Origin of the sequence: Listeria innocua, from assembly GCF_028596125.1 — a bacterium.
GTDB lineage: Bacteria > Bacillota > Bacilli > Lactobacillales > Listeriaceae > Listeria > Listeria innocua.
In genome coordinates this window covers 12,394-36,020 of record NZ_CP117228.1, presented here as the reverse complement: position 1 = coordinate 36,020, position 23,627 = coordinate 12,394, and the positions used below count along the sequence as shown (strand labels likewise).

Annotated in this window: 22 protein-coding genes, 1 pseudogene and 1 other annotated feature; of the genes and pseudogenes, 8 read left to right on the top strand and 15 right to left on the bottom strand. The window is 35.6% G+C overall.

What is annotated here, in order from left to right:
• Positions 1–51: 51 nt before the first annotated feature.
• Both PQQ29_RS00190 and PQQ29_RS00185 read left to right on the top strand, forming a co-directional pair.
• Positions 52–189: pseudogene (locus PQQ29_RS00190) on the top strand (IS5/IS1182 family transposase); the annotation flags it as partial.
• On the top strand, positions 146–352 hold the full coding sequence (locus tag PQQ29_RS00185; RefSeq protein ID WP_003725282.1) for a type II toxin-antitoxin system RelE/ParE family toxin: 207 nt from the start codon (positions 146–148) through the stop codon (positions 350–352). The pseudogene PQQ29_RS00190 and the gene PQQ29_RS00185, both read left to right, overlap by 44 nt.
• A 113-nt stretch (positions 353–465) precedes the next feature.
• On the opposite strand, the gene PQQ29_RS00180 is transcribed toward PQQ29_RS00185, so the two are convergent.
• Genes PQQ29_RS00180 through PQQ29_RS14485 form a run of 5 tightly spaced genes read right to left on the bottom strand, consistent with a single transcriptional unit; the run spans position 466 to position 9,524 of the window.
• Positions 466–3,582 (bottom strand): type III restriction-modification system endonuclease, encoded by a 3,117-nt coding sequence (locus PQQ29_RS00180; RefSeq protein WP_058831733.1) that lies wholly within the window; start codon positions 3,580–3,582, stop codon positions 466–468.
• 34 nt (positions 3,583–3,616) lie between these two features.
• Positions 3,617–5,458: a site-specific DNA-methyltransferase gene (locus tag PQQ29_RS00175; protein WP_058831732.1), complete on the bottom strand. Its 1,842-nt coding sequence runs from the start codon at positions 5,456–5,458 to the stop codon at positions 3,617–3,619.
• A 2-nt stretch (positions 5,459–5,460) separates the two neighbouring features.
• Complete coding sequence (locus tag PQQ29_RS00170) at positions 5,461–6,018, bottom strand: hypothetical protein (protein WP_058831731.1); 558 nt, start codon at positions 6,016–6,018, stop codon at positions 5,461–5,463.
• Complete coding sequence (locus tag PQQ29_RS00165; protein ID WP_187983846.1) at positions 6,019–9,213, bottom strand: helicase-related protein; 3,195 nt, start codon at positions 9,211–9,213, stop codon at positions 6,019–6,021.
• Between the two features lie 35 nt (positions 9,214–9,248).
• Positions 9,249–9,524 carry a hypothetical protein gene (locus tag PQQ29_RS14485; protein WP_003725276.1) on the bottom strand — a complete coding sequence of 92 codons (276 nt, stop codon included), beginning with the start codon at positions 9,522–9,524 and terminating at the stop codon, positions 9,249–9,251.
• 57 nt (positions 9,525–9,581) lie between these two features.
• Here PQQ29_RS14485 and PQQ29_RS00155 point away from each other — a divergent pair.
• Together PQQ29_RS00155 and PQQ29_RS14480 are read left to right on the top strand one after the other, a co-directional pair.
• A protein-coding gene (locus tag PQQ29_RS00155; RefSeq protein ID WP_245394438.1) for an IS3 family transposase occupies positions 9,582–10,774 on the top strand; the annotation gives its coding sequence in 2 pieces (ribosomal slippage) (positions 9,582–9,840 and positions 9,840–10,774; 1,194 coding nt in all).
• A gap of 169 nt (positions 10,775–10,943) precedes the next feature.
• A complete protein-coding gene (locus tag PQQ29_RS14480) occupies positions 10,944–11,060 on the top strand; it encodes a putative holin-like toxin (RefSeq protein WP_003725273.1) in 117 nt (38 codons plus the stop codon).
• 276 nt (positions 11,061–11,336) lie between these two features.
• Here the strand turns inward: PQQ29_RS14480 and PQQ29_RS00150 are convergent, their stop codons facing one another.
• The 6 genes from PQQ29_RS00150 to PQQ29_RS00125 form a co-directional block, all read right to left on the bottom strand.
• Positions 11,337–12,326, bottom strand: coding sequence for a hypothetical protein (locus tag PQQ29_RS00150; RefSeq protein WP_187983847.1), 990 nt, complete (start codon positions 12,324–12,326; stop codon positions 11,337–11,339).
• 6 nt (positions 12,327–12,332) lie between these two features.
• Positions 12,333–12,569 carry a helix-turn-helix domain-containing protein gene (locus PQQ29_RS00145; RefSeq protein ID WP_003725271.1) on the bottom strand — a complete coding sequence of 79 codons (237 nt, stop codon included), beginning with the start codon at positions 12,567–12,569 and terminating at the stop codon, positions 12,333–12,335.
• Between the two features lie 133 nt (positions 12,570–12,702).
• Positions 12,703–13,248 (bottom strand): hypothetical protein, encoded by a 546-nt coding sequence (locus PQQ29_RS00140; protein ID WP_011011051.1) that lies wholly within the window; start codon positions 13,246–13,248, stop codon positions 12,703–12,705.
• A gap of 227 nt (positions 13,249–13,475) precedes the next feature.
• Positions 13,476–13,853 (bottom strand): hypothetical protein, encoded by a 378-nt coding sequence (locus PQQ29_RS00135; protein ID WP_031670069.1) that lies wholly within the window; start codon positions 13,851–13,853, stop codon positions 13,476–13,478.
• Between the two features lie 18 nt (positions 13,854–13,871).
• Positions 13,872–14,366 (bottom strand): hypothetical protein, encoded by a 495-nt coding sequence (locus PQQ29_RS00130; protein ID WP_031644351.1) that lies wholly within the window; start codon positions 14,364–14,366, stop codon positions 13,872–13,874.
• Complete coding sequence (locus PQQ29_RS00125) at positions 14,351–14,626, bottom strand: hypothetical protein (protein WP_223196600.1); 276 nt, start codon at positions 14,624–14,626, stop codon at positions 14,351–14,353. The genes PQQ29_RS00130 and PQQ29_RS00125 overlap by 16 nt, the downstream gene beginning before the upstream one ends.
• A 143-nt stretch (positions 14,627–14,769) precedes the next feature.
• On the opposite strand from PQQ29_RS00125, the gene PQQ29_RS00120 reads away from it, so the two are divergent.
• Positions 14,770–15,012: a hypothetical protein gene (locus tag PQQ29_RS00120; RefSeq protein ID WP_023559417.1), complete on the top strand. Its 243-nt coding sequence runs from the start codon at positions 14,770–14,772 to the stop codon at positions 15,010–15,012.
• Positions 15,013–15,183: 171 nt separating this feature from the next.
• Here the strand turns inward: PQQ29_RS00120 and PQQ29_RS00115 are convergent.
• Positions 15,184–16,328, bottom strand: a protein-coding gene (locus PQQ29_RS00115; RefSeq protein ID WP_227665701.1) for an IS3 family transposase whose coding sequence is annotated in 2 segments (ribosomal slippage) — positions 15,184–16,082 and positions 16,082–16,328 — 1,146 coding nt in all. Because the reading frame shifts where the segments join, the coding sequence is not laid out codon by codon here.
• Between the two features lie 48 nt (positions 16,329–16,376).
• Here PQQ29_RS00115 and eno point away from each other — a divergent pair.
• The 3 genes from eno to PQQ29_RS00100 all read left to right on the top strand — a co-directional run bounded on the left by eno (position 16,377) and on the right by PQQ29_RS00100 (position 19,202).
• The gene (gene eno, locus PQQ29_RS00110) at positions 16,377–17,591 is read left to right on the top strand and encodes a phosphopyruvate hydratase (protein ID WP_064659124.1); all 1,215 of its coding nucleotides are present in this window, start codon (positions 16,377–16,379) and stop codon (positions 17,589–17,591) included.
• 55 nt (positions 17,592–17,646) lie between these two features.
• Positions 17,647–17,690: a sequence feature (sodium ion sensor (DUF1646 type); this cis-regulatory element may regulate processes involved in with the transportation of sodium ions), on the top strand.
• Between the two features lie 47 nt (positions 17,691–17,737).
• Positions 17,738–18,892 (top strand): cation:proton antiporter, encoded by a 1,155-nt coding sequence (locus PQQ29_RS00105; RefSeq protein WP_061385306.1) that lies wholly within the window; start codon positions 17,738–17,740, stop codon positions 18,890–18,892.
• Positions 18,893–18,908: 16 nt separating this feature from the next.
• Entirely contained in the window at positions 18,909–19,202 is a 294-nt protein-coding gene (locus PQQ29_RS00100; RefSeq protein ID WP_011011055.1) for a DUF3116 family protein, read from the top strand.
• Between the two features lie 77 nt (positions 19,203–19,279).
• Here the strand turns inward: PQQ29_RS00100 and istB are convergent, their stop codons facing one another.
• The 3 genes from istB to PQQ29_RS14525 all read right to left on the bottom strand — a co-directional run bounded on the left by istB (position 19,280) and on the right by PQQ29_RS14525 (position 23,627).
• Positions 19,280–20,035: an IS21-like element helper ATPase IstB gene (gene istB / locus PQQ29_RS00095; protein ID WP_013315180.1), complete on the bottom strand. Its 756-nt coding sequence runs from the start codon at positions 20,033–20,035 to the stop codon at positions 19,280–19,282.
• A gap of 10 nt (positions 20,036–20,045) precedes the next feature.
• Positions 20,046–21,272: an IS21 family transposase gene (gene istA, locus PQQ29_RS00090; RefSeq protein WP_227665703.1), complete on the bottom strand. Its 1,227-nt coding sequence runs from the start codon at positions 21,270–21,272 to the stop codon at positions 20,046–20,048.
• A 171-nt stretch (positions 21,273–21,443) separates the two neighbouring features.
• Positions 21,444–23,627, bottom strand: coding sequence for a class I SAM-dependent methyltransferase (locus PQQ29_RS14525; protein WP_223196601.1), 2,184 nt, complete (start codon positions 23,625–23,627; stop codon positions 21,444–21,446).

Sequence of the window (23,627 nt, the reverse complement as noted above, 5' to 3'; positions counted from 1 at the left end):
AGTATCTGCTGAATCTGGTAGAATTGTGGAAAACCGACTGAGGAGTTTGTCATGCCAGATTATCCAAGCAATATTTCTCGAGCGCAATTTGCGTTAATACAACCTGATTTAGAAAACTTCCGCAAGCATACAAGACCGCGTCATTATGATCTTTATGACGTATTCAATGCCATCCTTTATCACTTACGAAGATACCCCGAAAAACAAAACACCAAGCGAAACTAACGATGTCCTGGTGGTTTATACGATTGATAAAGATGAACTAGTCTTAATTGGCATTCGAGTCGGATCGCATGATCGTTTATTTCCTGGTCAAAATCGTTCTAAAAGGTATCGAAAAAATAACGAATAAAAGAAGCTATTTCTGGTATATAAAAATAAATAACCCCTAATATCTACATTATAGATATTAGGGGTTATTCTTTCAACGTTTTCGAGGGGGTATTTGTTAATTATAGACCCTGTTTATATGTGTGAAGATAATTTATCCATCATCTTGTCATAGCTGTCAACAACCTCATATGTTACTTCACTATTAGAAATGATTTTAAAATGTTGACGTGCGGCTTCGATTTTAGCATTTTCAACACCTTTTAAATTTAATTCGATATTTTCCGAAACACCTTTAGTTTCGGCAATGAAATAGACATGTTTGTGATCCGGTTCGTTCAAGACAACAGCCCAGTCTGGATTATATTTGCCAACTGGCGTATTTATATAGAAACCACCAGGCAACTTAACATACATTTCAACATTCTGTTCGACGTCTAGATCACTAGCAAATCTTTTTTCCACTTCAGAATCCACTCGAACTTTATCATATAGATGTTTTTTCGCATCAAAGACATTTTGCCCCATAATTCCTTGAATATCACTATTGGCAAATATGGCATCTTCATCCCATACTTCGTCTAATTTGTTGTAAACAATATGAGAAATAATATTTTGTGCTTTCACAGCGTTAATGATGTTGCTAATTTGTACAATGAAGTTTTCAGGATTTGATTGATATTTTGCGAATTGTTCAGGGTGGATACAACTTAAAATATATGCAACTGTTTTGCGAAGTAATCCTACATTTTGAGAAACTTCTCCAATTAAATCATATTTAACAGTATTTACCGGACTATATATATCAGTTGTTCGCTTACCATCTACTGTAAATATTGTCCCTGTATCAGTAGCTTGCATATTTCCTTCAGTGATACGAGCTTTTAGTGTTTTAACAGTTAATTTTTTATTGATAAGTTGAATCGACTTTTCAATAATTTCTTGATCATCAAAATCGACAGTATAGTAAGATTTACGGTTGATTTTTGACCATAAATTTTTAAATTCTTTACTTGCATATTTTTCACGATTTAATTTCAAAGTAGTTCGTTTATTCTCATTCTCAATCGGTAGATCTTTGAGGTTGTATACACTATTTATTAATTTTTGAATTGGAAGGGCGAATACTTGAAGCTCTTCATCTAAAACTTCCTGAATAGCCTCTAGTTTTTCTGTAGCTGATAGTTTTTGGTAAGTAACAGAAGTTTGCTTATTTTTTTCGATCAGTTTCCCTTTTTTTAAACAGGCCCATATTTCGGCTGCCTGCGTATTATCAACCACCATTTTTGCAGTCACTTGTCCATTGCTGTCTTCTACAACAAGTTCTCGCCCTTCAAATAATTTAGGTTCGATAAGTTTTGGTCTATTTTTAATTGCATCAGCTATTTCTGATTGAAGATCTCGAGCGAAGGATTCGTAGCTCTCGTTGGCGATAACAGTCAACACATTTACTTGTTGCACCTCGTTTTCACCCAAAGATTGTTCATCTTGGCGATCACCTTTTTGATTTACCGCTAAACGTAATCCACGACCGATTTCTTGTCGTTTTTTAATATCCGATGAAGATTGACGTAATGTCGCAATTTGGAAAACGTTCGGATTATCCCAACCTTCTTTTAGCGCTGAATGAGAGAAAATGAATCGAACAGGCTCTTCAAATGATAATAGACGCTCTTTATTTTTCATAATCAGGTCATATGCTGAAATGTCATCACTCGATTCACTACCACGTTTGATTTTGCTATCAACAGATTTTCCTTTTTTATCGATTGAAAAGTATCCAGCATGAACCTTTTCTGGAGATTCCAATTCACGTTCAAGATAAGTTCGATATTTTTCATCTAATAAAGTATCTGTTAATCGATCTCGTACAATATTTTCGTATTCTTCTTCGAAAATTCTTGCGTACGTACCTTTATGATCAATAGCTTCATAATCTTTATATTTGACTACTTCATCAATGAAAAATAAGGATAATGTTTTAATTTCACGCTTGAACAGGCTTTCTTCTTTAGCAAGATGAGAATGGATGGTCTCACGAATTTGTATGCGTCTTAAATCTTCATCATTGGTATTTCCAACAACTTCTCCAACAGATAATTTTTGTCCATTTGTAAACTCAACAAATTGATCTACAGCATTAATTTCTGAAACGACAAAGCCACTATTGTAAGATTCTATTTCCCCAGAAAGAGGGTAAATATTGTCTCCTTTATCTAACAACTTTGATGTCTTTACGACATTCCCTGTAGCGGATAACTTTTCAAATTGAATACGTGCTTTTAATGCTGGTTTCTCTTTAATAGCTTCGAGATACAGGTAGCCACTAGAAGCGTTTGAACCTGATATTTCAATTCCTTTCACCGCTATTTTTTTTACTAGATTTTTTTGATATGCATCCACAGCGTCCAATCGATAAACCATATTGTAGTTGTCCCGATGTGTCGCTGAATAATTAATGAAAAATAAAGGGTTAAACTTTGCTAAGCCAACACGTGTGGCATTCAGTTCGGCCTTTGATCCGTTTCCTAAAACTGATTGAGGTTCATCAATAATCATAATCGGATTCGTCGCTGCAATTACATCAATCGGACGGCGTCCACGGAATTGATCTAATATCATATCAATTCTTCGTGCATCTGCCCCACGTGCATTAAAAGCCTGCGTATTAACAATCATCACATTGATTCCAGCATCACTCGCAAAGGCTTCGATTTTATCCAGTTGACTAGAGTTATAAATAAAGTGACGAATACCGATGCCATATGCTTGTTTAAAGTGTTCGGACGTAGACTCAAATGTTTTAGCAACTCCTTCACGAATAGCAATGCTTGGAACGACAATGATAAATTTCGACCAACCATATTGCTTATTTAATTCAAGCATAGTTTTGATATACGTATATGTCTTACCCGTACCCGTTTCCATTTCCACTGATAAAGTCAAACTATCTTTCGAGTTATCAATTTTGGTATTTTTATCCTTACCACCAATGGACATCTTAACAATTTTATTATCCGTAAGTATGCCATTCTTTTTTTGCGTTGCTTGAATATTTTTTAAAAGATCACTATCTGATAATGAAATATCTGCATTTTTAAATCCATTAACAATATCTAAAGTAATGTTTTTTTCTTTCCCTATATCCATCATATAAGACATATTGGTTTGCCTAGGTTGGCCTTCAAAAATAGAAGTAATCGCTTCTACGGCATCTAGTTGAAATTGTTGATTCTTATACTGAAGTTTCATCTTTGATCCTCCAGATTTATTTGATAAGTTCGCATCAAATCACCTTCACTTTCGTATCAGGACTGATAATACGGAACTGTTCCATCACATTTACCTTTTGAGCGGACTTATCAAACGTCGATTCTTTAAAGACTGCAATTAAAGGTTTGAGTGTGGCAATTTGGCGTGTTAATTCATCTGTTAAGTTTTCATCAAAGTAGCATACTACTCCCGATAATTCACCTAAATAGTCATATTTGATAATTTTTTCATTGTTCATAGTATCAATCGTAATTGGTCGATTATATTCTAACGCACCATCTACTAACACGTCATAGAGTAAGTCATAATCCGAACGGTTATCAGAGTGATTATCAATATCTTGTAGCAAATCTACTTGATCGAGTTCACCAGCTGTTTTAAAGATATCTTCTTTTAAACCTGTTGAATCCACCTTTAGGGCACGGAAACCACTTGTATCACCAATTTCTTCAGCAGCACGGCGTATACGCTCTCTAGAAATTTGATCAATCGTAGTATATCCAGCTTGAAAAGCATTAGATTTTTTGTCTATTGATTCATCTAGTTGAGTTAATATGAATTTCCTGTTTGTATTCTCGTGTTTATTAAGATTAATAAGTGCATGGGCAGTTGTACCACTTCCTGCAAACATATCAAATACAATATCATCTTTATCAGTAGTTAATTTTAGAATATCCATCATAAGGTACAACGATTTTGGAAAATCAAATGTTTTTTCTCCAAGCAGACTGTCCAATATTTTAGTACCAAAATGATAGGCATGATACTCTTTTCTAATCCAATGAGTTTTGATAACTTGCTTTTCTCTCATTTTTTCAGAAATAACTATATTTCCTAAAATGTCATCTATAACAATATTACCCTCATTAAAAAGCTTAACAAAAGTATCTGGTAACGTTTTCCATGTACGTTCTACACCATTATCTATTATTGGTAAAACTTTATCATAATGCTCTATGGGATTCAAAGATACAGATAATCTATCCTCACTGACGTATATAGGATACCAAAAATTAGGTTTAGCCTCCCTTGTTGCATACTTCCCATCCGCCTTACGGATAAAATTTTTCTTTTTGAATTTCCCTTTTTCATCAGAAAAATTATATTCATTTAATTTTTCTGTATCTAATATGACATTGTTGAAGTTTGCTTTACTTTTATCTTTTGCATAAAATAAAGCAAATTCATTACTAGTTCCAAAAAATTTTTCTTGATTTCTACCTTCAGGTTTATGAACAACTGTAACTATTCCTATTCTATTTTCTTCTCCGAATATCTCATCGCCTAATTTTATTAAATTTTCAATTTCACTATCATCCATTGATAAAATCATAAACCCATCATCAGACAGTAAGTTTCTACCAATTTTGATTCTAGGGTACATCATTGATAACCAACGTGAATGATGTCGCCCATCTGTTTTAGGGTTACTTACGAGTTTATAGCCCCATTCTGATTCTCCTGTAGAATCTAGATATTCCTCAGCCGAAACAGAATAATCGTTTGAATATATCATGTTTGTTCCAGTATTATATGGTGGATCAATATATACAACTTTAATTTTGTTAAGATATGATTCTTGCAATAATTTCAATGCTTCAAGATTATCTCCCGTAATAAATAGATTCTCAGATTTTTCAAAATCTACACTTTCTTCCGGCTGTGCACGCAGTGTTTTAGTGGTTGGCGCTGCAGCTTCAAAATATGCTTTGGCTTTTCCATTCCAAGTAAAATCGTAACGTTCTTTTTGTTCTTCTGCTTTGACAAATAAATCACGTAATTCATTCAACAGGTCAGTATCTACTTGACGTGAATGAACATCAGATAAATTAATTTTTTCTGGTCTATCAGACATCTTTATTCTCCTTTTAATTTGGCTAATTTCTGTTCTAATGTGTATCTTTCTCTAGCCAATTCTTGTTTTTTATTAGTTTGGATAGATCTTTTAATCTGTGCATTGATTCGATCTATTTCTAATTCCAATCCATTGATTATCTGTATTTCATCCACTTGTTTCTTCAATGGTTTAGAGATATCCTCAATATCTAACAATTGACGCATAAAATTGTCACGAACCTCATCAATAGATAATCCTTTAATTTGAAGATGATTTTCTACTTTTTTAGAAATACATTGTCCTTGATAATACATTATAGCAAGTTCATCATTGATAATGAATAAAATCTCTTGTGGTATTTTAGAAACAATCTCCTTAATCACTCCTACATCAAATTCAAACATTCCAATACTAAATATCTCAATTTCTTGTATCTTTTTCGCAGGTAAATTAATCGTAGTAGGTCCTAATTTCCCTAACCAACGGATACGCTCAATCTTCGTAGCATCATCAAAGTTAAATCGATCTTTAGGAACAATACGATTCACAACTGCTTGTTTTGGAATCTCTATGATCATCTACTCACCCCTAACAACTAGAAAATCAATTAATTCAAAATCATTTAATCCATTTATATCATTCTCCAAAGCTGTTGTACCACCAGTAGTAAAGAGACTATCGATATCCTTTTCCTCCTTAACGCTAATCATGGAGTCAATTGCTTGATTAAGTAAATTCGAATACTTACTCATATCTTTCCCCTCAAGTGTTTCTATGTTAAATGATTGAACTAGGTTCTCAATCGGTACAGATTTTTCGCTGGATAGATACCTCATATCATCTAGAATTTTTTTAGGATTAAAATGATTCGAAATGATTTTACCATTTTCAGCGATATAGACTAAATAAAACGGATGTAATCGATTTTGTTTGTCTATATTCATAGCATTATTCCGATTTCTTAAAACAAAGATAACACCTGCTGGATGATTACTATCAGCCTTTGTTATCGCATGAATTCCATAAGGTTTTGCTTCGTAATCTCCGTATTTTTCCCTCAATTTTTGCAGGTCAAGTTGAAACTCGTTCAGACCTAAATCCATAATATTGACTCCACTTGACATATCCTCTAAATCAACCACTTCATTCTGTAACGTTTCTAGTTGTTTTTTCCGATACTCCATATCTGGATCTGTATTATCGATGGTATCCTCCCCTGTTGAGGATATAGCCACTAACTTTGCTCGGTTCTCAACCCGTGCTTTTAAATTAATATATTCATCAAGACTAATATCAGGCCAAAAATTGACCATTTGAATGTTATCATTGGTAGATCCAATTCGGTCAATACGACCAAAACGTTGAATAATACGAACGGGATTCCAGTGGATATCGTAATTGATGAGATAATCTGCATCTTGCAAATTTTGACCTTCGCTAATGACATCTGTTGCAATCACTACATCAATTTCACCATCTAAACCTAATGCATCACGATTTTTAGATTTGGGACTAAATAAAGTAAGCAACTCATTAAAATCGTTTTTTCTTCCTGGAATGGTTGACTCTGTTCGTGTTCCCGATATCAAAGCTGTATGAACCCCATCTTTTTGGATTAATTGATTAGATAAATATTTATATAAATAGTCTGCTGTATCAGAAAAGGCCGTGAAGATTATGACCTTTTTATTTCCTTTATTAATCGGATTCTCTATCTTTTTAAGAATTATTTCTTGAAGTGTTGCCATCTTTGTATCGTGTTCCGGAATAATACGATTTACAACATCCAATAGTTCAGTAAACACATACTTATCCGCTACTAATTGTTTTTCCCATGATTGATAATCCATATCTGCTAGATCAATTCTTAAGTCCTGTCCAACGGTAAACACATCATCTTCAAAATCATCTGAATCGCTTTTTACAATGCCATTTTTTGATTGTTTATACTCTTCAATAACTTGTAATTTCAAACGAATATTCTCTAAAATTCGTTCACTTGTTAATTTAAATGCATGAATAGAACTTTCAGCTCGTTTGAGTAAGTTCGTAATCATCAGCTGATTGCGTCCTTTTTCTCGATTTGCCCAACTTGAAGCTCCAGCTGTTGCCTGCTCTGTGTACTTCTCTATTTTAGAGGGATATACATATTTAAGCGGCGTATAAACTTCCAGATTTAGCAAATCGATAAACTGAAATAGATCATTATAGGTTATATCTAAGTCTGTTAATTTCGGACTTTCGTTAATTGGAGCTAATCTTTTTGGGAATTTCCCAATATCCGATTGGTCATAATATTTTTCTATATGTTTACGACTACGAGAAATAGTCACACTATCTAATAACTCAAAAAAATCAAAATCCAACATGTCAAGTAAATACTCCGTTGTGCGATTTTCAGTTTCCAAAGAAGACCAATCTTTAAAAGCTCGTTGAGCTTGACCAAAAATTTCTGTTACTGTTTTTTTAGTAGTCAAAGTTTTCGTAAGATTACTACTATCACCTTCAGATGCTAGCATCAATTGATTACGTAGATCAGAAAAATCGGTATTCACAGGAGTTGCAGATAACATTAAAACTTTTGTCTTTACTCCTAATTTAATAATTTTGCGCATTAGCTTTTGATAACGATTTTCTACACCTTCTTCTTTTTTATGTGTAGTACCCTCGCCATTTCTAAAGTTATGACTTTCATCAATTACGACTAAATCATAATTCTCCCAGTTTATCTTTCCTAAATCAATTCCATTACTTTCACCACGTTCGCGATCCATATCTGTATGAAATAAGACATCATACCGTAAACGATCTTCAGCTAAGGGGTTGTTTTTGTAGTTATTCTTGTAATTATTCCAATTATCTTTCAATCTTTTCGGTACTAAAACTAGGACATTTTTATTACGTGATTCATAATATTTAATGACTCCTATAGCCGAGAACGTTTTTCCCAAACCAACAGAATCTGCCAAAATAACACCATTGTGTTTCTCTAATTTACTAATGGATCCCAACACAGCATCCTTTTGAAAATCATACAATAATGACCAGATTTTTGAGTCTTTAAACCCTGTACGTTCATCAGGAATATAATCCTGATCTAAATCAGACAAAAATTCACCAAACAAATTATATAACGCAATATAGTAGATAAACTCTGGGGCATTCTCTTGATATGCAGCCGTAATATTATCTAATACTGTATTCGTGACCTCATCGACATAATCCTGATTATGCCAAACTTGCTCAAACGCATTTAAGAATTGTTGTGTATTTTCATTTTCAAATTTTGAAATATTATAAAAAAGCTTTTCACCTTTTGTTGTTCCAATTTCAGCGGTTGTAAATTCATCGAAAGGTGCATATACATTTATATTTCCTTTATTTTCCACGACCATGAAATTATCAGAACGTTGCCCAGAAATATTTGACTTAAACGTAACTTTTTGACGAATCCATTCTGCAGCTTCTTTAGCGATAGCCTTTTGAGATAATTCATTGCGCATTCTTAATTCAAACTCATTCCCATACAGCTGACTTTCACGATTTAGACGAGGAATAAAGAACTCTCTTTTTTCTTTCGGTGCTTTTTCTTTCGTAAATAGATCACTAGTAAATAAAAACTGAATTTGATCGACTTTTTCTAACTCTTTTTTTAATTCCTCGTACGCATAGATTGAAAATGATGCTGCAGCAATCTTTAACTTGCTCTGTGCTTTTAGTTCTTTTTTTAAATCATCCACTACACGTTCATCAATATTATTAAAATTTTTCATTTTCTCCCAACACCCCTTCTAAATAATATTTTTCCTTACTTACCAAATGGCCACCAACGTCGTTTTTTCTTATCTATCTCTATATCTTTGGGTTGGTTAACATCCTTGGATAAAGTAGCAGGTGTTGATTGAGTTGTTAATGATTTTAACTCTTTGATTTCTGCTTTGTATTCTTCTAACAACTTTTTATCTTGTAAGGCTAGTCGTTGTTGTTGGTCTAAAAGATTTTGTGTTTGCTTCTGTACTTCGATTAAATTATTTGCTTGGTTTTCATAATTCTTTATCTGGATATATACTAAAAAAGTAGACACAAAATCTGCTATACTATCAAGAAAGTAGACACTTTCAGAATAAGGAGAGAACTATCCATGACAAAAGCCAGAAAACCTACTCGTTCCTTTGATGAGGACTTTAAAAAATCCATTGTCAAACTGTATGAAAGTGGGAAATCCCAAAATGCATTGGCGAAGGAGTACGGTATTGCCCTATCTTCGATAGCACGTTGGGTCAAGCAATTTTCGGAAGTCAAAATCGATGATGATACCATTCTTACTGCGCAACAAGTCAAAAAGCTTCAAAAACGGAATGCACAACTTGAGGAGGAAAATTTAATCTTAAAAAAAGCGATTGCCATATTCACGCCACACTCCAACAACGATTAAAAGCGATTTCTTTGCTTCAACATGATCACACCATCGTTCGATTATGCAGGGCTTTACAGGTAAATCGTTCGACGTATTACAAATTCATTCAACGACAACCATCGAAGCGAAAGCAAGAAAATCAACAACTCAAAAAATGGATTTTAGAGATTTATAGCCAAGCCAAAAAGCGCTTTGGCGCTGCTAAGATTCAAGTTGTTTTAAAGCGTGATTATGGCGTATCCATTAGTTTAGGTCGGGTTTATCGCCTACTTCGTCAACTTCAATTGCCTAAAATGTCCACCGTAAAACCAAGCTATCAAAAGAGAAAAGTGGATGAAGCACCTCATGACTCTTGTCCTAATCATTTAAAGCAAGCGTTTAATCCACCTGCACCTAATCAGGTTTGGACAACCGATTTTTCTTACATCCCTGTAGGAAAAAAAGGCTTTGTTTATTTATGCATTGTCATGAACTTATTCTCACGAAAAATCATTGCCTGTCAAGTCGCCCATAAGATCAATACAGATTTAGCTCTTCAAACACTGGAAGTTGCCTATAAACAACGGCGACCGTCTCAAACTGTCATGATTCACAGTGACCGAGGGTCACAATATACAGCCAAAGCGTATCGCAGATGGTTAGACGAGCATGATCTGCTCGCCTCTTATTCCAAAAAGGCTTATCCTTGGGATAACGCTGTCACCGAAGCCTTCTTTAAGTATATGAAAAAAGAAGAACTAGATCGGCGAGCTTTTTCTTCCATTCAAGATGTGCAATTAGCTTGTTTTGAATATATTGAAAGCTTTTATAATCGGCACCGTCCTCACTCGACTATTAACATGCTAACTCCTGAAGAAAAAGAAAATTTTTTATTTCAGCAATCAGTAAATGATTCTTTTTTGTGTCTACTTTATTGACATTGATCCAATTCATAGTACAATTACCTCCTATCATTTTCCACCACTACTTTCATTATTATACTTTCTTCGATAAAGTTCAATAAATATTATGTTATAATATAAAGGCAGTAGCAAAGTGAGAAAGATGGTGGCTAAATCCTCATTAGGGGGTGATGCCTATGCTTGAATGTATAGTTTTACTCCTGGAAAGGAGCTAGACTTGTCTGTGTTTGAAGCACTTACGCTGATGATCGCTTTTGCGACATTAGTCGTGCTGATACTAGGCTTTGAGCAAAAAAAATAACCATCTAACTCGCTTTTGACCGGGTGTGTTAGAGGGTTACTTCTTAATATATCTATGGTTACCGTCTTTTTAACGGTGCTACTGCTGGAGAGCTATGTTGAAGCATAGCTCTCTTTTCATTGTTATTATACCACAATAGCCATTTTAAAAACAATATTTTCTTCTTTCGTTATTTAAAGGCAAGACCATAGGATACTTTCCTCACGGCGTTCCAGCCACCACCGCTCTGTTCGGAAAGAAAACACTAGGAAAATAATCACGCTATGATGCGTTTTATTATATTTTATTTGTATATTCATTATAACTAGAAGTTTCACTCACTAGTCCCATAGGCCGAATAGTATCAAGAATCTCATACAACTGCGAAAATTGGTTAGCTGAATACTTCACAAAACGACCTGTAATTTCTTTCACTACATATTCCCCTGGAAAAAGCGTAATTGTACCATATCGGGTGTTTATAAGGAGTCGATTCCCCTTGGCTAAGCGTTTCATCTCATTTTCTTCACAAAAATAGGCGACTGCTTCCTGGTTAAATCCATCATAAAAAATAACTTGATCCGTCGCCTTTTTCTTGCAGCCTAATTGCTCTTCAGCGTGATAAACCGTTTCGCCAACCTTTCCAAACTCACTCTGGACAATGATTTGCTCTAAGTGATGGTAAGCGCCATGGTGCCAGAAATACACATGTTTCCAGTCTTCTCTTTCAATTCGATCATAAGACTTCATCACAATATCATCCAATGTCAAAAGCAAATTCAGATCTGCTTCTTGAAAAACTTTATAAATGAATATTCGATCGTCAATTGTTCTTACCCTAAGTATTAATGGGACCACGGCATATAGACCTTTCTTAAACAGCCAGCGCTTAAAGAAAAAGTCTGGGATATCATACCTTCGCTGTATCTCCTCTACAGACCAACCCATTCTCGTCAACTCATCAAACATCCGTTTACTAAACATCTTTTGCCAATGTAAGATTCGTTCTAAATTAGTCGCATTTAACGGATACTTGATATAATGCCATTTTAAGAGATCTTTCGCATGTCTCTTTTCTTCTGCCCGTATCTCATCCTTTTTTTGAAGCAGCTCCTGTTCCAACCTCCGGATCAGTATCGAACACGTTTCAATTTGTCGACATATCTCGCAAGTTATCAGCGTCCCTTCTTTATGATCTTCGTGTTCTTTTTCGTGCGTCTCATACAATTCGGCCAATAAGAAAATAGCAGATTGCTTATCATATAAGATATCTTCTACTGTCCTCATGCTTCTCTACTCCTTATTATCGACTTGTTCATCTTCCAGAACTTCTAGAATAAACAATTCGTTCATGTCCCGAATATGTAAAGATTGACAGATTCGTTCTAAATGAGTAATTTGGACACGTTGTCGACGATCATTGGCATACGCACTAATTTTGGACGGCTCAATATCGGTTCGCCTAGAAAGTTCTCCCATTGTCAGCTTATATTTTTCACAAATGCCTTTGATATTGATCCTGATACGCACATCTGGTTCCTCATATAACCGCAAATTATTCTACCCCATCTCCTTGATCTTATCTCCTATTTTATAGAAAACTTGCCGATACAGGTTTACCGATATAGACATGCTTATATCGGCTATAGATGGGATACCCATGTTAAAAACGATATTTTTTAGGTCTATTATTTTCTTTTACTTTCTGTGTTTGTTTCCTGTCTTGTAGCGGAACTTGTTTGGTCCATTCTTTTTCCAAATAACCGACAAAGTTTATCAAAGTAGAGTTCTGATACTTCGGAAGATCGAGCACGATCCCTTTTTTGTAGGCATTCATAAAATCTGAAATATATCTCGATGTCCGGGTATAAATAGGCCTAATTTTATTTTTCACTTCCCGATACTGGTCATTAGAGATGAAAGCTGTCTGAATATGTGTACTATCTTTGACAATGAGTGTATGACTATAATCTAGTCCAGCTTTAGGTCGATCTTTAGACGGTGTCGCTACACCATTTCGATGATTCAAATGACTTCTGAAAGGAATTAAGTAATGATAGTGGTCCTTTTGAATATCTAGATATAAATAAGTACGCCGCATTTGTTTTTCTGGATTTCCTGGATCAAGCATATTAATGAAATGGGGATTAGACTGAAAAAATTCTTTTTTCAACCGTACTACTTGATACTTGTATGGTTTATCGTTCATTCCTTGCAGCACCCTCTTATCCATAAAAAAAGACCCGTCTATTTTTAGACGAGTCTTTTTCTATAAGTTTGTAGGTTTTTTATTTTTTTATGAGAAGATCACCAATAAAACTTCTCGAATACGATTGGTTTTTTATTTTTTCTGTGAAGATCACCAATAAAACTTCCCTAATTTCCTTTATTGTACATCATGCAAACGATTTTCTCAAGTATCTGCAGCTAGGAAATCTATTGTGCTATTTTGGTTTGATAAACGTTTTTCGCTGTAACAACCAGCCATCGTACGACGAATATAACTGTTGCGCCAAGTAAAATACTTACCGCGATTTTGCCCACAAATAAAAAGAGAGGAATCACAATAGCAAGTACGAAGGCACTCATAAGTAATATATGCCAGGTAAAGTAGAGGATAATAAGGATTGTTACCGCAATCGCGATCGCATAAATAAACTTTGTGCCATTGGAACTCGCTTGAAATTGATCGCCTAAAAAATGAAGGAACGTTAAACATCCCTTTCCTAAAAGGGCTAGAATAATCATCCCTACTTGCATAATCCCTTCCACTATCCAATCGACAAAATGAAATAAACCTTGAACAACTTGCATCCCTATCTCCTCCTATTTTTAAAGAGCCATATCGAGGGCTAGCATTGCTTCCTCTTGTACCATATCGAAGTCATGTTCTAAAATATGGATGGTTTTTTCCCGTCCAATGGAGTATCTTTGCTGTCTTACCATTCCAGTATCTTCATCGCTGCAGATGATCATATATATTTCATCATTAATGATCATTTCAAGCTCCGCTAGGTACGCTTGCACCATTTCTATAGATAACGCTTGATCCAAACACATAAAGGTTAGATAATCATCCGAATCTCCTGCCACATCTTGCTCTAGTACTAGTATATCACGATTTCTTTGCGGTAATGTAACTATTTTATAGCGTTTGATCTCTTTTTTGTCCGTTGTTTGTAAAGGTGCTTCTTTTATAAGTGTGATCCCTTTCGACGGCATAGATAATTCCAGAAATAGGTCATGCTTATACAATGGCAGCATTTTTAAAGCTGCTTCTTTTTCTTTACGGTAAACCACTACTTGTGAGTTTAAAAGATGTACCATTTTCTTTCCCCCATTTCTTTAGATAATTTAGAAACTAATATGTGATTTGATTCTATCTTGTCAAAACCAGATTTTGACCCATATTCCATTGCTTCTACCTGTAGTGGAGTAAGGTTCATCACCTTATTCAGTCTTTCTGGAGGAACGGATCTGCCTAATGCAACAAAAGTTCCTATGATGTCTTTTCTGATGCATACTGTCCGGCCATGAATAGGATCGTAACTGTAGCACATATCTGGTAAATAACAACGAACATCCACGATAACGTCCACCTCGTTTTGCATACCCTTTTATACATTGTCTTTTGTATATGTTAATTATATCAGAATGTGGAAGACATAGCAAGCATTTACATTATCTTTCGCATATGATACTATTTTTATATATAGAACGGAGGGCACTTATGGAAAACAAAGAACTCCAGGATTGGATATACGAAAATTTACTTACACGACAAGAAGCAATGAAAATTACGAAACAATCAAAACCAGCCTTCGATCAATCGATCAGAACCGGTCTTATTCAACCCTTTTTTCAAAAAGGGGAACAACGTCAAATGATACGACTATATCTCAAACAAGATATAGAAGCCTATGCAGCTAGAATAGCCGAAAGACAGGCAAAGTCTCGAAACAGTAAAAACTAATGCACCTTGGCATTAGTTTTTTTGTGGCCAATCAAAAATAGTTGGTTGGCCAATATGCTTTTCTTGTAGAAGTGCTTCACGTTGACTAACTATTTTAAGTATTTGCGCACTAATTCGGGTCAAGGCTTCTTTGGATAGATGTCAATAAAGTAGACAGAAAAAAGGAATATTTTATGAAGAATCATTTAGAAAAGCAAGTTCTTTTAAATTAGGTGATAAGAAGTTGTTTGCAGAATGTGGTCTTTTTGAATTATAGAATCCTTCAATATACTCAAAACAAGCTAATTTTACTTCTTCCAAAGAGGAAAAATTTCGACGATTAAGTTCTTCTTTCTTCATGTATTTAAAGAAAGATTCTGTGACGGCATTATCCCACGGGTAAGCAAGTTTAGAATAGGAAGGGATAAGGTTGTATTTTTCTTGGACCTGCCGTAATTCTTGAGACAAATATTGGGAACCACGATCAGAGTGAAAAATAACCGACTGCACAGGATTTCTAGAATGAACGGCTCGCTCTACCGTATCACAAACTAATTTTGCAGTCATAGAGGCATAGACATTCCAAGCAATCACTTTTCGAGAGAAGATGTCAAGAATTACACAAAGATAAACAAATCCTTTTTTTACAGGAATATACGAAATGTCGCTGACCCAAATACGATTGGGTTGCTTGGAATGAAATTGCTGTTTCAACAGATTTGGACAAGTAGAAGAAACCGTCGGTTTTTGATAACGGAATCTTGGTTTTACGGTAGACATTTTAGGAAGATCCATGGTTTTCATTAGTCGATACACTCTTCCGATACTAATGGAAATACCATAATCACGCTGTAAAACTATTTTTATCTTGGCTGCGCCGAGTCTAAACTTTGTCTCGGTATAAATTTGTAAAATAATCCGTTTGATTTGTTGGTTTTCCACGGAACGAGCCGAAGGGATTTTGGATAAAAATTTGTAATAGGTACTGCGGTTCACTCGCAATACTTGGCAGAGTCTTACAATAGAATGATCGGTAGCTAACAGAGAAATAGCCTTTAATCGTTGCTCGAGTGTGGCGTGAAGATGGCAATCGCTTTTTTTAAGATTAAATTTTCTTCTTCTAGCAAGGCTTTCTGTTTTTGAAGTTCGCGAACTTGTTTGACAGTTAGCAGTTCGCCAGATTCCATTTGGACTTCGGAATAAAGTTTAATCCATCTAGAAAGAGCGGTTTGAGAGACACCATATTCTTTGCATAAAGCAGCTTGTGTTTTACCTCCGTTGTATAAATTTACTAGACTCTTTTTAAAATCTTCATCATATTTTTTGTAATTAGACATAAGCTGTAGTTCCTTTCGTTTTAGTGTCTACTTTATAAACAGTATACCATTAAAAAAACTGTCTACTTTATTAGTATATATCCAACTGTAGAAGTTGATGTTCATTTAACAGATGGAACGATAGGAAGGGCAGCTGTTCCTTCCGGTGCTTCAACTGGAGATCGAGAGGCAGTGGAACTTAGGGATGGGGGCGATCGTTTACAGGGATTAGGCGTGAAAACCGCAGTTCAGAATGTAAATTTGACATTAAATGATGCCTTAGTAGGGATAAGTCCATTTAACCAAAGAGAAATTGATCATAAAATGATTGAATTAGACGGAACAGCGAATAAAAGCAGGCTAGGAGCTAATGCTATCTTAGGTGTTTCAATGGCTGTAGCTCGTGCTGCAGCAAAGTCTGAAGCAGTCCCCCTATATCGCTATCTGGGTGGAATCGATTTAGAACTTCCTCGTCCATTTTTTAATGTCATTAATGGCGGAAAGCACGCAGATTCAGGTATAGATGTACAAGAATTTTTAATCACACCCATTGCAGCGCTCTCTTTTCGAGAAGGCTTAGAATCCATTGCGGATGTTTACCATACATTGAAAAAGCTTTTATCAAAAAGAGGATTGGCGACCTCTGTAGGTGATGAGGGAGGATTTGCCCCACGACTCGCTTCTACAGAAGAAGCTCTTGAAGTATTGGTAGAGGCCATAAAAAAAGCTGGATATAAGCCTGGAGAAGATATCGCGATTGCGATGGATCCGGCAGCAAGTGAATTTAGTGAAAATAACACTTATTACTTTGAGGGGAAACAACTATCATCTGAAGAAATGATCCACTACTACGAGCATCTCGTACAAGAGTTTCCGATTATTTCGATTGAAGATGGATTGTCTGAACATGATTGGGAGGGCTTTAAATTAATGACGGAGAAATTAGGAAATAAAGTCCAATTGGTTGGGGATGACATTTTTGTTACAAATCCAATTATTTTTCAGCAAGGAATAGATAAAGGGATTGGAAATGCGATCCTCATAAAGCTAAATCAAATCGGGACAGTAACAGAAACCATTGATAAGATAAATTTAGCTAGAAAAAACAATTATGCAACGATGATCTCCCACCGTTCAGGGGAGACTGGGGACACCTTTATCGCGGACTTTGCAGTTGCTATGCATGCAGGGCAAATTAAAACGGGTTCAATTGCACGGTCAGAACGTGTAGAGAAATACAATCAATTTTTACGGATTGAAGAAGAACTTGCAAAAATAAAGTAAATTTGTTAGGGTTTAAAGGGAATATAGTTAAATGAAAAATCAAATAGTGACGATCGGTTGAGCCTATGCTTCAAGTTCTGTTTTCTGGGGGGAGAAAACGTTCTTTACGCATAGGCTTTTTTCGTTTTAAGGAAGGAATGAAGGGTATGGAAAAAATTTATTTAGCGATTGCTCTTGTATTAGGTGTGTCGCAAATTTTTGGGGTATTGGCAAGTCGAATGGGCTTACCTAAAATAGTTGGGGAGTTATTAGTAGGTGTAGTATTAGGTCCTAGTTTGTTAAACATCGTTCAACCCGGGGAGTTTTTACATATCTTTTCCGAGATAGGTGTATTGTTACTGATGTTTATTGCCGGTATGGAAACGGATTTTAAAAAATTGAAGGCCAATTTAAAGCCGAGCATTATTGTTGCTTTATTTGGTGTTATAATTCCATTGGTTGCTTTTTTACTATTTGGAAAATATCTTCATATGGAGACTATGGAGTCATTTTTTGTCGGAATTATTTTCTCGGCAACTTCAGTTAGTATTACTGTAAAAATATTCATGGATAGCGATATACTTCAAACAAAAGTGGCAGCCATTGTTTTAGGCGCAGCGGTTATTGATGATATTTTGGCGGTCTTGTTGATAAGCGCTTATAAATCAGTAGATCAGTTAGCGACTGCAAATATCTTTTTTATGTTATGGGATTTGCTTCTTTCTAAAATACTTTTCTTTATCATGCTTTATTTATTCTATAAATTTGCATTACCATGGATAAAACGATACACGGAGAAATGGACGTGGTCCTTTTTACCAGTTACTATCACACTAATTATCTGCTTCTTTTGGGGATACTTTGCAGAATTAATGGGATTAAGTGCTGTTTTGGGTTCATTCTTTTTTGGATTAATGTTGGCAATCTCTGGAACCAAGCAGCGCGTAGAGAAAGAAATCGATCTGATTGCCAATTCCATTTTCATTCCACTATTTTTAACTTCCATCGGAGCAGCGATCACATTAGGTGATATTTGGGGAAATGTAGGTCCGATAGCACTTGGTACATTGCTGGCGATTATTACAAAACTCGGAAGTTGTTATATTGCTGCTAGAGCAAGTAAGTTAAGTCGTCCGGATTCATTTTTGATTGGTAGTGGTATGATGTCTAGAGGGGAAATGGCGTTAGTCACACTTAATATTGGGATATCGCTACATTTCATAGGTGAAGACTATTACTCTATATTCGTTGCGATCATTGTGATGACGACTATTTTGTCGCCCTTGTTTATTAAGCTTGCTTTGCCAAAGAGTTCTCATTAAGGAGTATTTGAGGGATATGGAAAAATTATCAAAGGAAATTATGTTGCAAGTGTTACTAACTTGCGAAAGTGAAAATGCAACGACTTGGGAACTTAGTAAAATGATTATTGACGTTGAAGGCGCCAATCGCTTCACGAAATCAGAGTTGTTAAAAGCGGTTTATACACTTGAATATCTAGGATATGTAAAAAGAATAAAGTATGGGAGCAGTGTACGATATACGAAAACCAATGAAGGAGTAAGGTTTTTGGATGAATTAAAGACACAGATAAAAGATAATCATAATGAAGATGCAAATATCAAACAATAAGGCTATAGTGTCAAGGGCCATATTAAAATGTTGGTTTTAGGCCACTGAAAATGTAGGTGAAAATCGTTTAAACGTTTTTACGATTTCACCTCTTTGTTTTCGCTATAACTCTTCATTCTATAAGAGGGCCCCGTAATTTGGATCAATTTAGAGTGATGGACCAACCGGTCCAGTAGCGCGTTGGTAAGCTTCTTGTTTCCAAATATTTCGGACCACTGGGATAGTGGGATATTGGTTGTAACAATCGTAGATTTTCTTTCATACCGCATATTAATCAGCTGAAAAAGTAAGTTGGAACCTTCTTTGGAGAAAGGTAAATAGCCGACTTCGTCGATAATCAACACCGAATAACCCGAATATTTTTTTAGCATCGTTTCGCTAGTTCCGCGCTTGTGAGCGCGGATCAAACGATTCACTAATTCAGTGCTCGTAATGAACAAACAACTTAAACCACGATCGATACATTCTAATCCAATTGAAACGGCTAAATGGGTCTTTCCAACACCACTATTTCCAATAAAGAGAATATTGTCATATGTGTCTAAAAAGCGTAATGTTAATAAATCCTGCATTTCCTTCTTTTTTATCCTTGGTTGAAAATCAAAATTGAAATCATGGAGTCGTTTGTGGTAGGGGAACATTGCACGCTTTAATACCTTTTTTTGACTTTCTTTTTTACGATAACTAATTTCTTGTTGGGTGAGCTCGAATAAAGAGTCTACAAGCGATTTATCACTTTTGGCAACCTCATCTAAATGGGCAGGTAGATTTTCTTTCATGCAAGATAAATTCAATTCGTTTAGTTGATTTAACAATTGATGGTAATGGGACATCATTTCCTCCTTATAGATCGTCATATGCATGTAAATTATCATCGACAAATCGCTCTAATTCTTCATCTTCTAAATATTTAAATACATCGGAACGCAAAATTTCAAGCGAGTCTTCGCGTTGATAATTAAGCGCTTTTTCACTTATAGGATGGGTTCGAATACATTTATCCCCATACCAAACAAATAGATTGTCCCTACGAATATCTAACGTCACTTCTTTCCCAATATATTTAACAGGAACAGAATATTTAGCATTTTGATATTGAACCATGGACTCCATCGATACCTTTCTCAGTAGACGTTTATTTCTAGAAACATAGCTGAGCAATTCTAAACGATGGATGGGAGCTAGTATGGGAAGCTCTTCCTTTAGTAAAACCCTCGGTTTGTTGTGGATGGCTTGTGAGACGGAGCCATTCAGATCTTGCATCAATTCATATATGATCTGTTTTAACTCTTGTACATCTGTAAATTCATAATTAAAGACCATTAAACGCTCAACTGTTCGGGCTAATGCTTCCACTTTCCCTTTTGTTTGGGGTCTAAAAGGACGACAAGCAATCGGATGGAATCCAGCATCTTTCGCAAATTGCCGGAATTTTTCATTGAAAACAGTTTGTGTGAATTGACTCTTACTACGGTCGACAACGGTTTTCATATTGTCAAACCAAATTTCTTGAGGAATACCGTTTCCGCAATATTCAAAGGCATTGACTAAACACTGAAAAACCGTCGGTTGTGTTCGATCAAAAGTGAGCTCTAAGTACTTCATTCTTGAGTAACCAAGAATATAGAGAAAAATATTGAAATAAAACACTTCACCGTCTCGGCTAACCATTTTAACGTTTTCTTTCCAATCTACTTGAGCAGAAAGACCGGGTGTGGTCTCAATGCGAATCGTTGCTTTTTGTACTTTTTCTTCCCGGTATTTACGACAATAACGTTTAATCGTTGTATAACTCCCTTTATAACCTTTTTTACCTAAGAAATAAAAGATAGAAGCTGCCGAACAATTTAATTCTAATTTATCACGAATAATTTCTTCAAAACCATGAAGCAAAGGAGGGACCGAAGGTTTTCTCTCTCTAAGCTTATCTAAATCCCCCGTCAATCCAGCTTCATAATAGCGTTTAACCGTTCGATAATCACAATTATATTGTTTGGCAAGGGCTGCGAAATTAGGATGAATTTCATTCATAATGTGTCGTAACACTCCTTCTAAGACATCTTTTCTCATGATTCACTCTCCTTGGATAGTTTCATGAAAAAGAATATCAGATTTGTCATGTACCTACATTTTTGATGGCCCTTTTCCTACATTTTAATATGGCCCTTTACAGCTTACTGCCCATTTATCTAATTCGACCAACCAATCTTGGTTCGCTTTTGGCACACATTCAATGACCTTTTATCCACCATACATGCCAGATAGCTTCAATTCCCCTAAGACTTTTTCTGGATGATTGTAAAAATACGTGTTAATTCTTCCTTGACTATCTTGAAATCCTGTTGTTTGCACCCATTCTGGAATATCTTCCACCACAGATCGTTCTTTTTCTAGCTTTTGAAGAAGCAGGATATCAGTGGTTGCTTTTGTCCCACCCAATCCGGAAAATGCTGTATTTGGTAACCTTACCGCACTTATTAAATCAGCTCGTTGCGCTAAATAATGGCGCGCTCGACTATCTTTCTTATCCATTGTTCCTTTGCTGGTAACAAAAAGAATGTATCCTCCTGGCTTGACGAGATCTAAACTTTTCTCAAAGAAATAATCATGGATCAATTTATGCGGATATCGTTTGGATTTATCGGTCACATTAAAGTCATTAAAAGGAATATTCCCAATCGCAATATCAAAGGTATTAGATTGGCTATTCATTTCTTCAAAGCCTTTTAATTGAATAGCTGCTTTCGGGTATAATTTTTTTGCTATTCTACCGGATAACTTATCAATTTCCACACCAGTTAAAGAAGCAGTTTGATAGACCTTAGGCAACCGACCAAAGAAGTGACCTATCCCCATCGATGGTTCCAAAATTTTTTCGGGTTCTACATTTAGGCCTTGAAGAACTTGGTACATGCGATCGATCAAAGCAGGTTCTGTATAGTAGGTCGTTAAAGTTCCTTCAAATGCTGCTTGATATTCTTCAGGTGTTAGTAACTCCTTCAGTTCGAGATATTCTTTTTGAAACGCTAGCTTGTTTTCATCAAAAGCATCCGCAAGTCCACCCCAACCGGAGTATTGCGCTAATATATTGCGTTCTTCGCTATTAGCGAACCGATTCTCCGTTTCTAATCGATGCAGCAAGCGAATGGCTGCAATATTCGCTTGAAATTTAGCTTTTGGACCGCTTGGAAAGGTGAATGTATCCGCAAAGCGAAAGTTCTCTACCGATTCTTCCTCATTATCATCTAAATAAGAAATTCCTGGATCTTCCATGTAGTTTGTTTCTTCTGCAAATAAATCGACTTGTTCTCCTCGCTCACTGACAGGCATAAAAAAAGAACCTGGTCGCTCAGATTCTTTTACTTCTTCTACTATAGTTGGTTCAGAATGATCTCCTCTGCTTGCATCCGAAGCGATTTCAGACGCTTCGCTCTCGCTAATGGTTCCATCTCGGGCGGTAAGCTTTCTTTCGTCACGAGTTTCTCGTAATACTGGTTGATCTTGTCTTGCACTTGAATTTCCATTCGTTTCACTTCCTGAAGATAATTTCCGTTTAACTTCCATTTCATCACTTGAAGCGATTTTTCTTTCTCCCATTTCAATTGGATCAGCTTCCCGATCTTTCCAATCGACATCATTTCTTCTGACGTTTCTATCTCTGGAAGCAGGTTGCCATTCTCTTCGCGATAACTCATCTTCAAATTTGATTCTGTCATGGTAAAGCACCCTCTCTTTTTTCAGTTCATTATTTAAAATGCGTTCCACATCTTGTAAAAATTCCTTTGCGGTTAAATTGGCAAAATGTTGTATCTCCAGTAACGTATTATCTCTTTTCCCAATCTGTAAAACGCTCTGTACATCTAGTAGTAAATCCTCTGGTATTAGTGTATTTTTTCGTTGATAGATGATATACGCTGCAACCACTTCAATATCTTTTACAAAAAACGGATGAATCTGATCACCTATTGGTTTTTGATAGGAAGCTATTTTTGCGTGAATGCCATCTTCCCAATTGACAAGCGTACCACTCTGTTTTTCATATGTGTTCCAATATCGAAGTAAATCATTTTTGTCATTATCAAGTAACTGCCAATCAAATACCTGAAGGGGTTCTCCGCCTGTTTCGGATATATCAAAGACATACTTTCTTTGTTGTGTCGTGTAATCAAATAGAAGCGCTGCAGTAGATCCGTGTTTCACAAACCGACCAAGCTTTTTCCAAATATCAAATGTCGCTACCATGTGGACATCTTGTTTTTGTGCATATAAAAGCAGCTGTTCATCAAAGCTATATTTATGCACCCTGCTGGCGAAATTCAAAAATTCGATGTAACGGTTCTCATTGCTCGTAATTTCCTTCATCGTTCCTTCGTAAAGTGTGGTAAGTGAAGGTCTTTTTTTCTTTTTTCTAGTTTCTTCGTTCAT

What these genes read in the sequence shown, in the direction of transcription:
- PQQ29_RS00185 (WP_003725282.1), top strand. Translation starts at nt 146, where the DNA reads ATGATCTTTATGACGTATTCAATGCCATCCTTTATCACTTACGAAGAT.
- PQQ29_RS00180 (WP_058831733.1), bottom strand. Translation starts at nt 3,582, where the DNA reads ATGAAACTTCAGTATAAGAATCAACAATTTCAACTAGATGCCGTAGAA.
- PQQ29_RS00175 (WP_058831732.1), bottom strand. Translation starts at nt 5,458, where the DNA reads ATGTCTGATAGACCAGAAAAAATTAATTTATCTGATGTTCATTCACGT.
- PQQ29_RS00170 (WP_058831731.1), bottom strand. Translation starts at nt 6,018, where the DNA reads ATGATCATAGAGATTCCAAAACAAGCAGTTGTGAATCGTATTGTTCCT.
- PQQ29_RS00165 (WP_187983846.1), bottom strand. Translation starts at nt 9,213, where the DNA reads ATGAAAAATTTTAATAATATTGATGAACGTGTAGTGGATGATTTAAAA.
- PQQ29_RS14480 (WP_003725273.1), top strand. Translation starts at nt 10,944, where the DNA reads ATGTATAGTTTTACTCCTGGAAAGGAGCTAGACTTGTCTGTGTTTGAA.
- PQQ29_RS00150 (WP_187983847.1), bottom strand. Translation starts at nt 12,326, where the DNA reads ATGAGGACAGTAGAAGATATCTTATATGATAAGCAATCTGCTATTTTC.
- PQQ29_RS00140 (WP_011011051.1), bottom strand. Translation starts at nt 13,248, where the DNA reads ATGAACGATAAACCATACAAGTATCAAGTAGTACGGTTGAAAAAAGAA.
- PQQ29_RS00135 (WP_031670069.1), bottom strand. Translation starts at nt 13,853, where the DNA reads ATGCAAGTTGTTCAAGGTTTATTTCATTTTGTCGATTGGATAGTGGAA.
- PQQ29_RS00130 (WP_031644351.1), bottom strand. Translation starts at nt 14,366, where the DNA reads ATGGTACATCTTTTAAACTCACAAGTAGTGGTTTACCGTAAAGAAAAA.
- PQQ29_RS00120 (WP_023559417.1), top strand. Translation starts at nt 14,770, where the DNA reads ATGGAAAACAAAGAACTCCAGGATTGGATATACGAAAATTTACTTACA.
- PQQ29_RS00105 (WP_061385306.1), top strand. Translation starts at nt 17,738, where the DNA reads ATGGAAAAAATTTATTTAGCGATTGCTCTTGTATTAGGTGTGTCGCAA.
- PQQ29_RS00100 (WP_011011055.1), top strand. Translation starts at nt 18,909, where the DNA reads ATGGAAAAATTATCAAAGGAAATTATGTTGCAAGTGTTACTAACTTGC.
- istB (WP_013315180.1), bottom strand. Translation starts at nt 20,035, where the DNA reads ATGTCCCATTACCATCAATTGTTAAATCAACTAAACGAATTGAATTTA.
- istA (WP_227665703.1), bottom strand. Translation starts at nt 21,272, where the DNA reads ATGAGAAAAGATGTCTTAGAAGGAGTGTTACGACACATTATGAATGAA.
- PQQ29_RS14525 (WP_223196601.1), bottom strand. Translation starts at nt 23,627, where the DNA reads ATGAACGAAGAAACTAGAAAAAAGAAAAAAAGACCTTCACTTACCACA.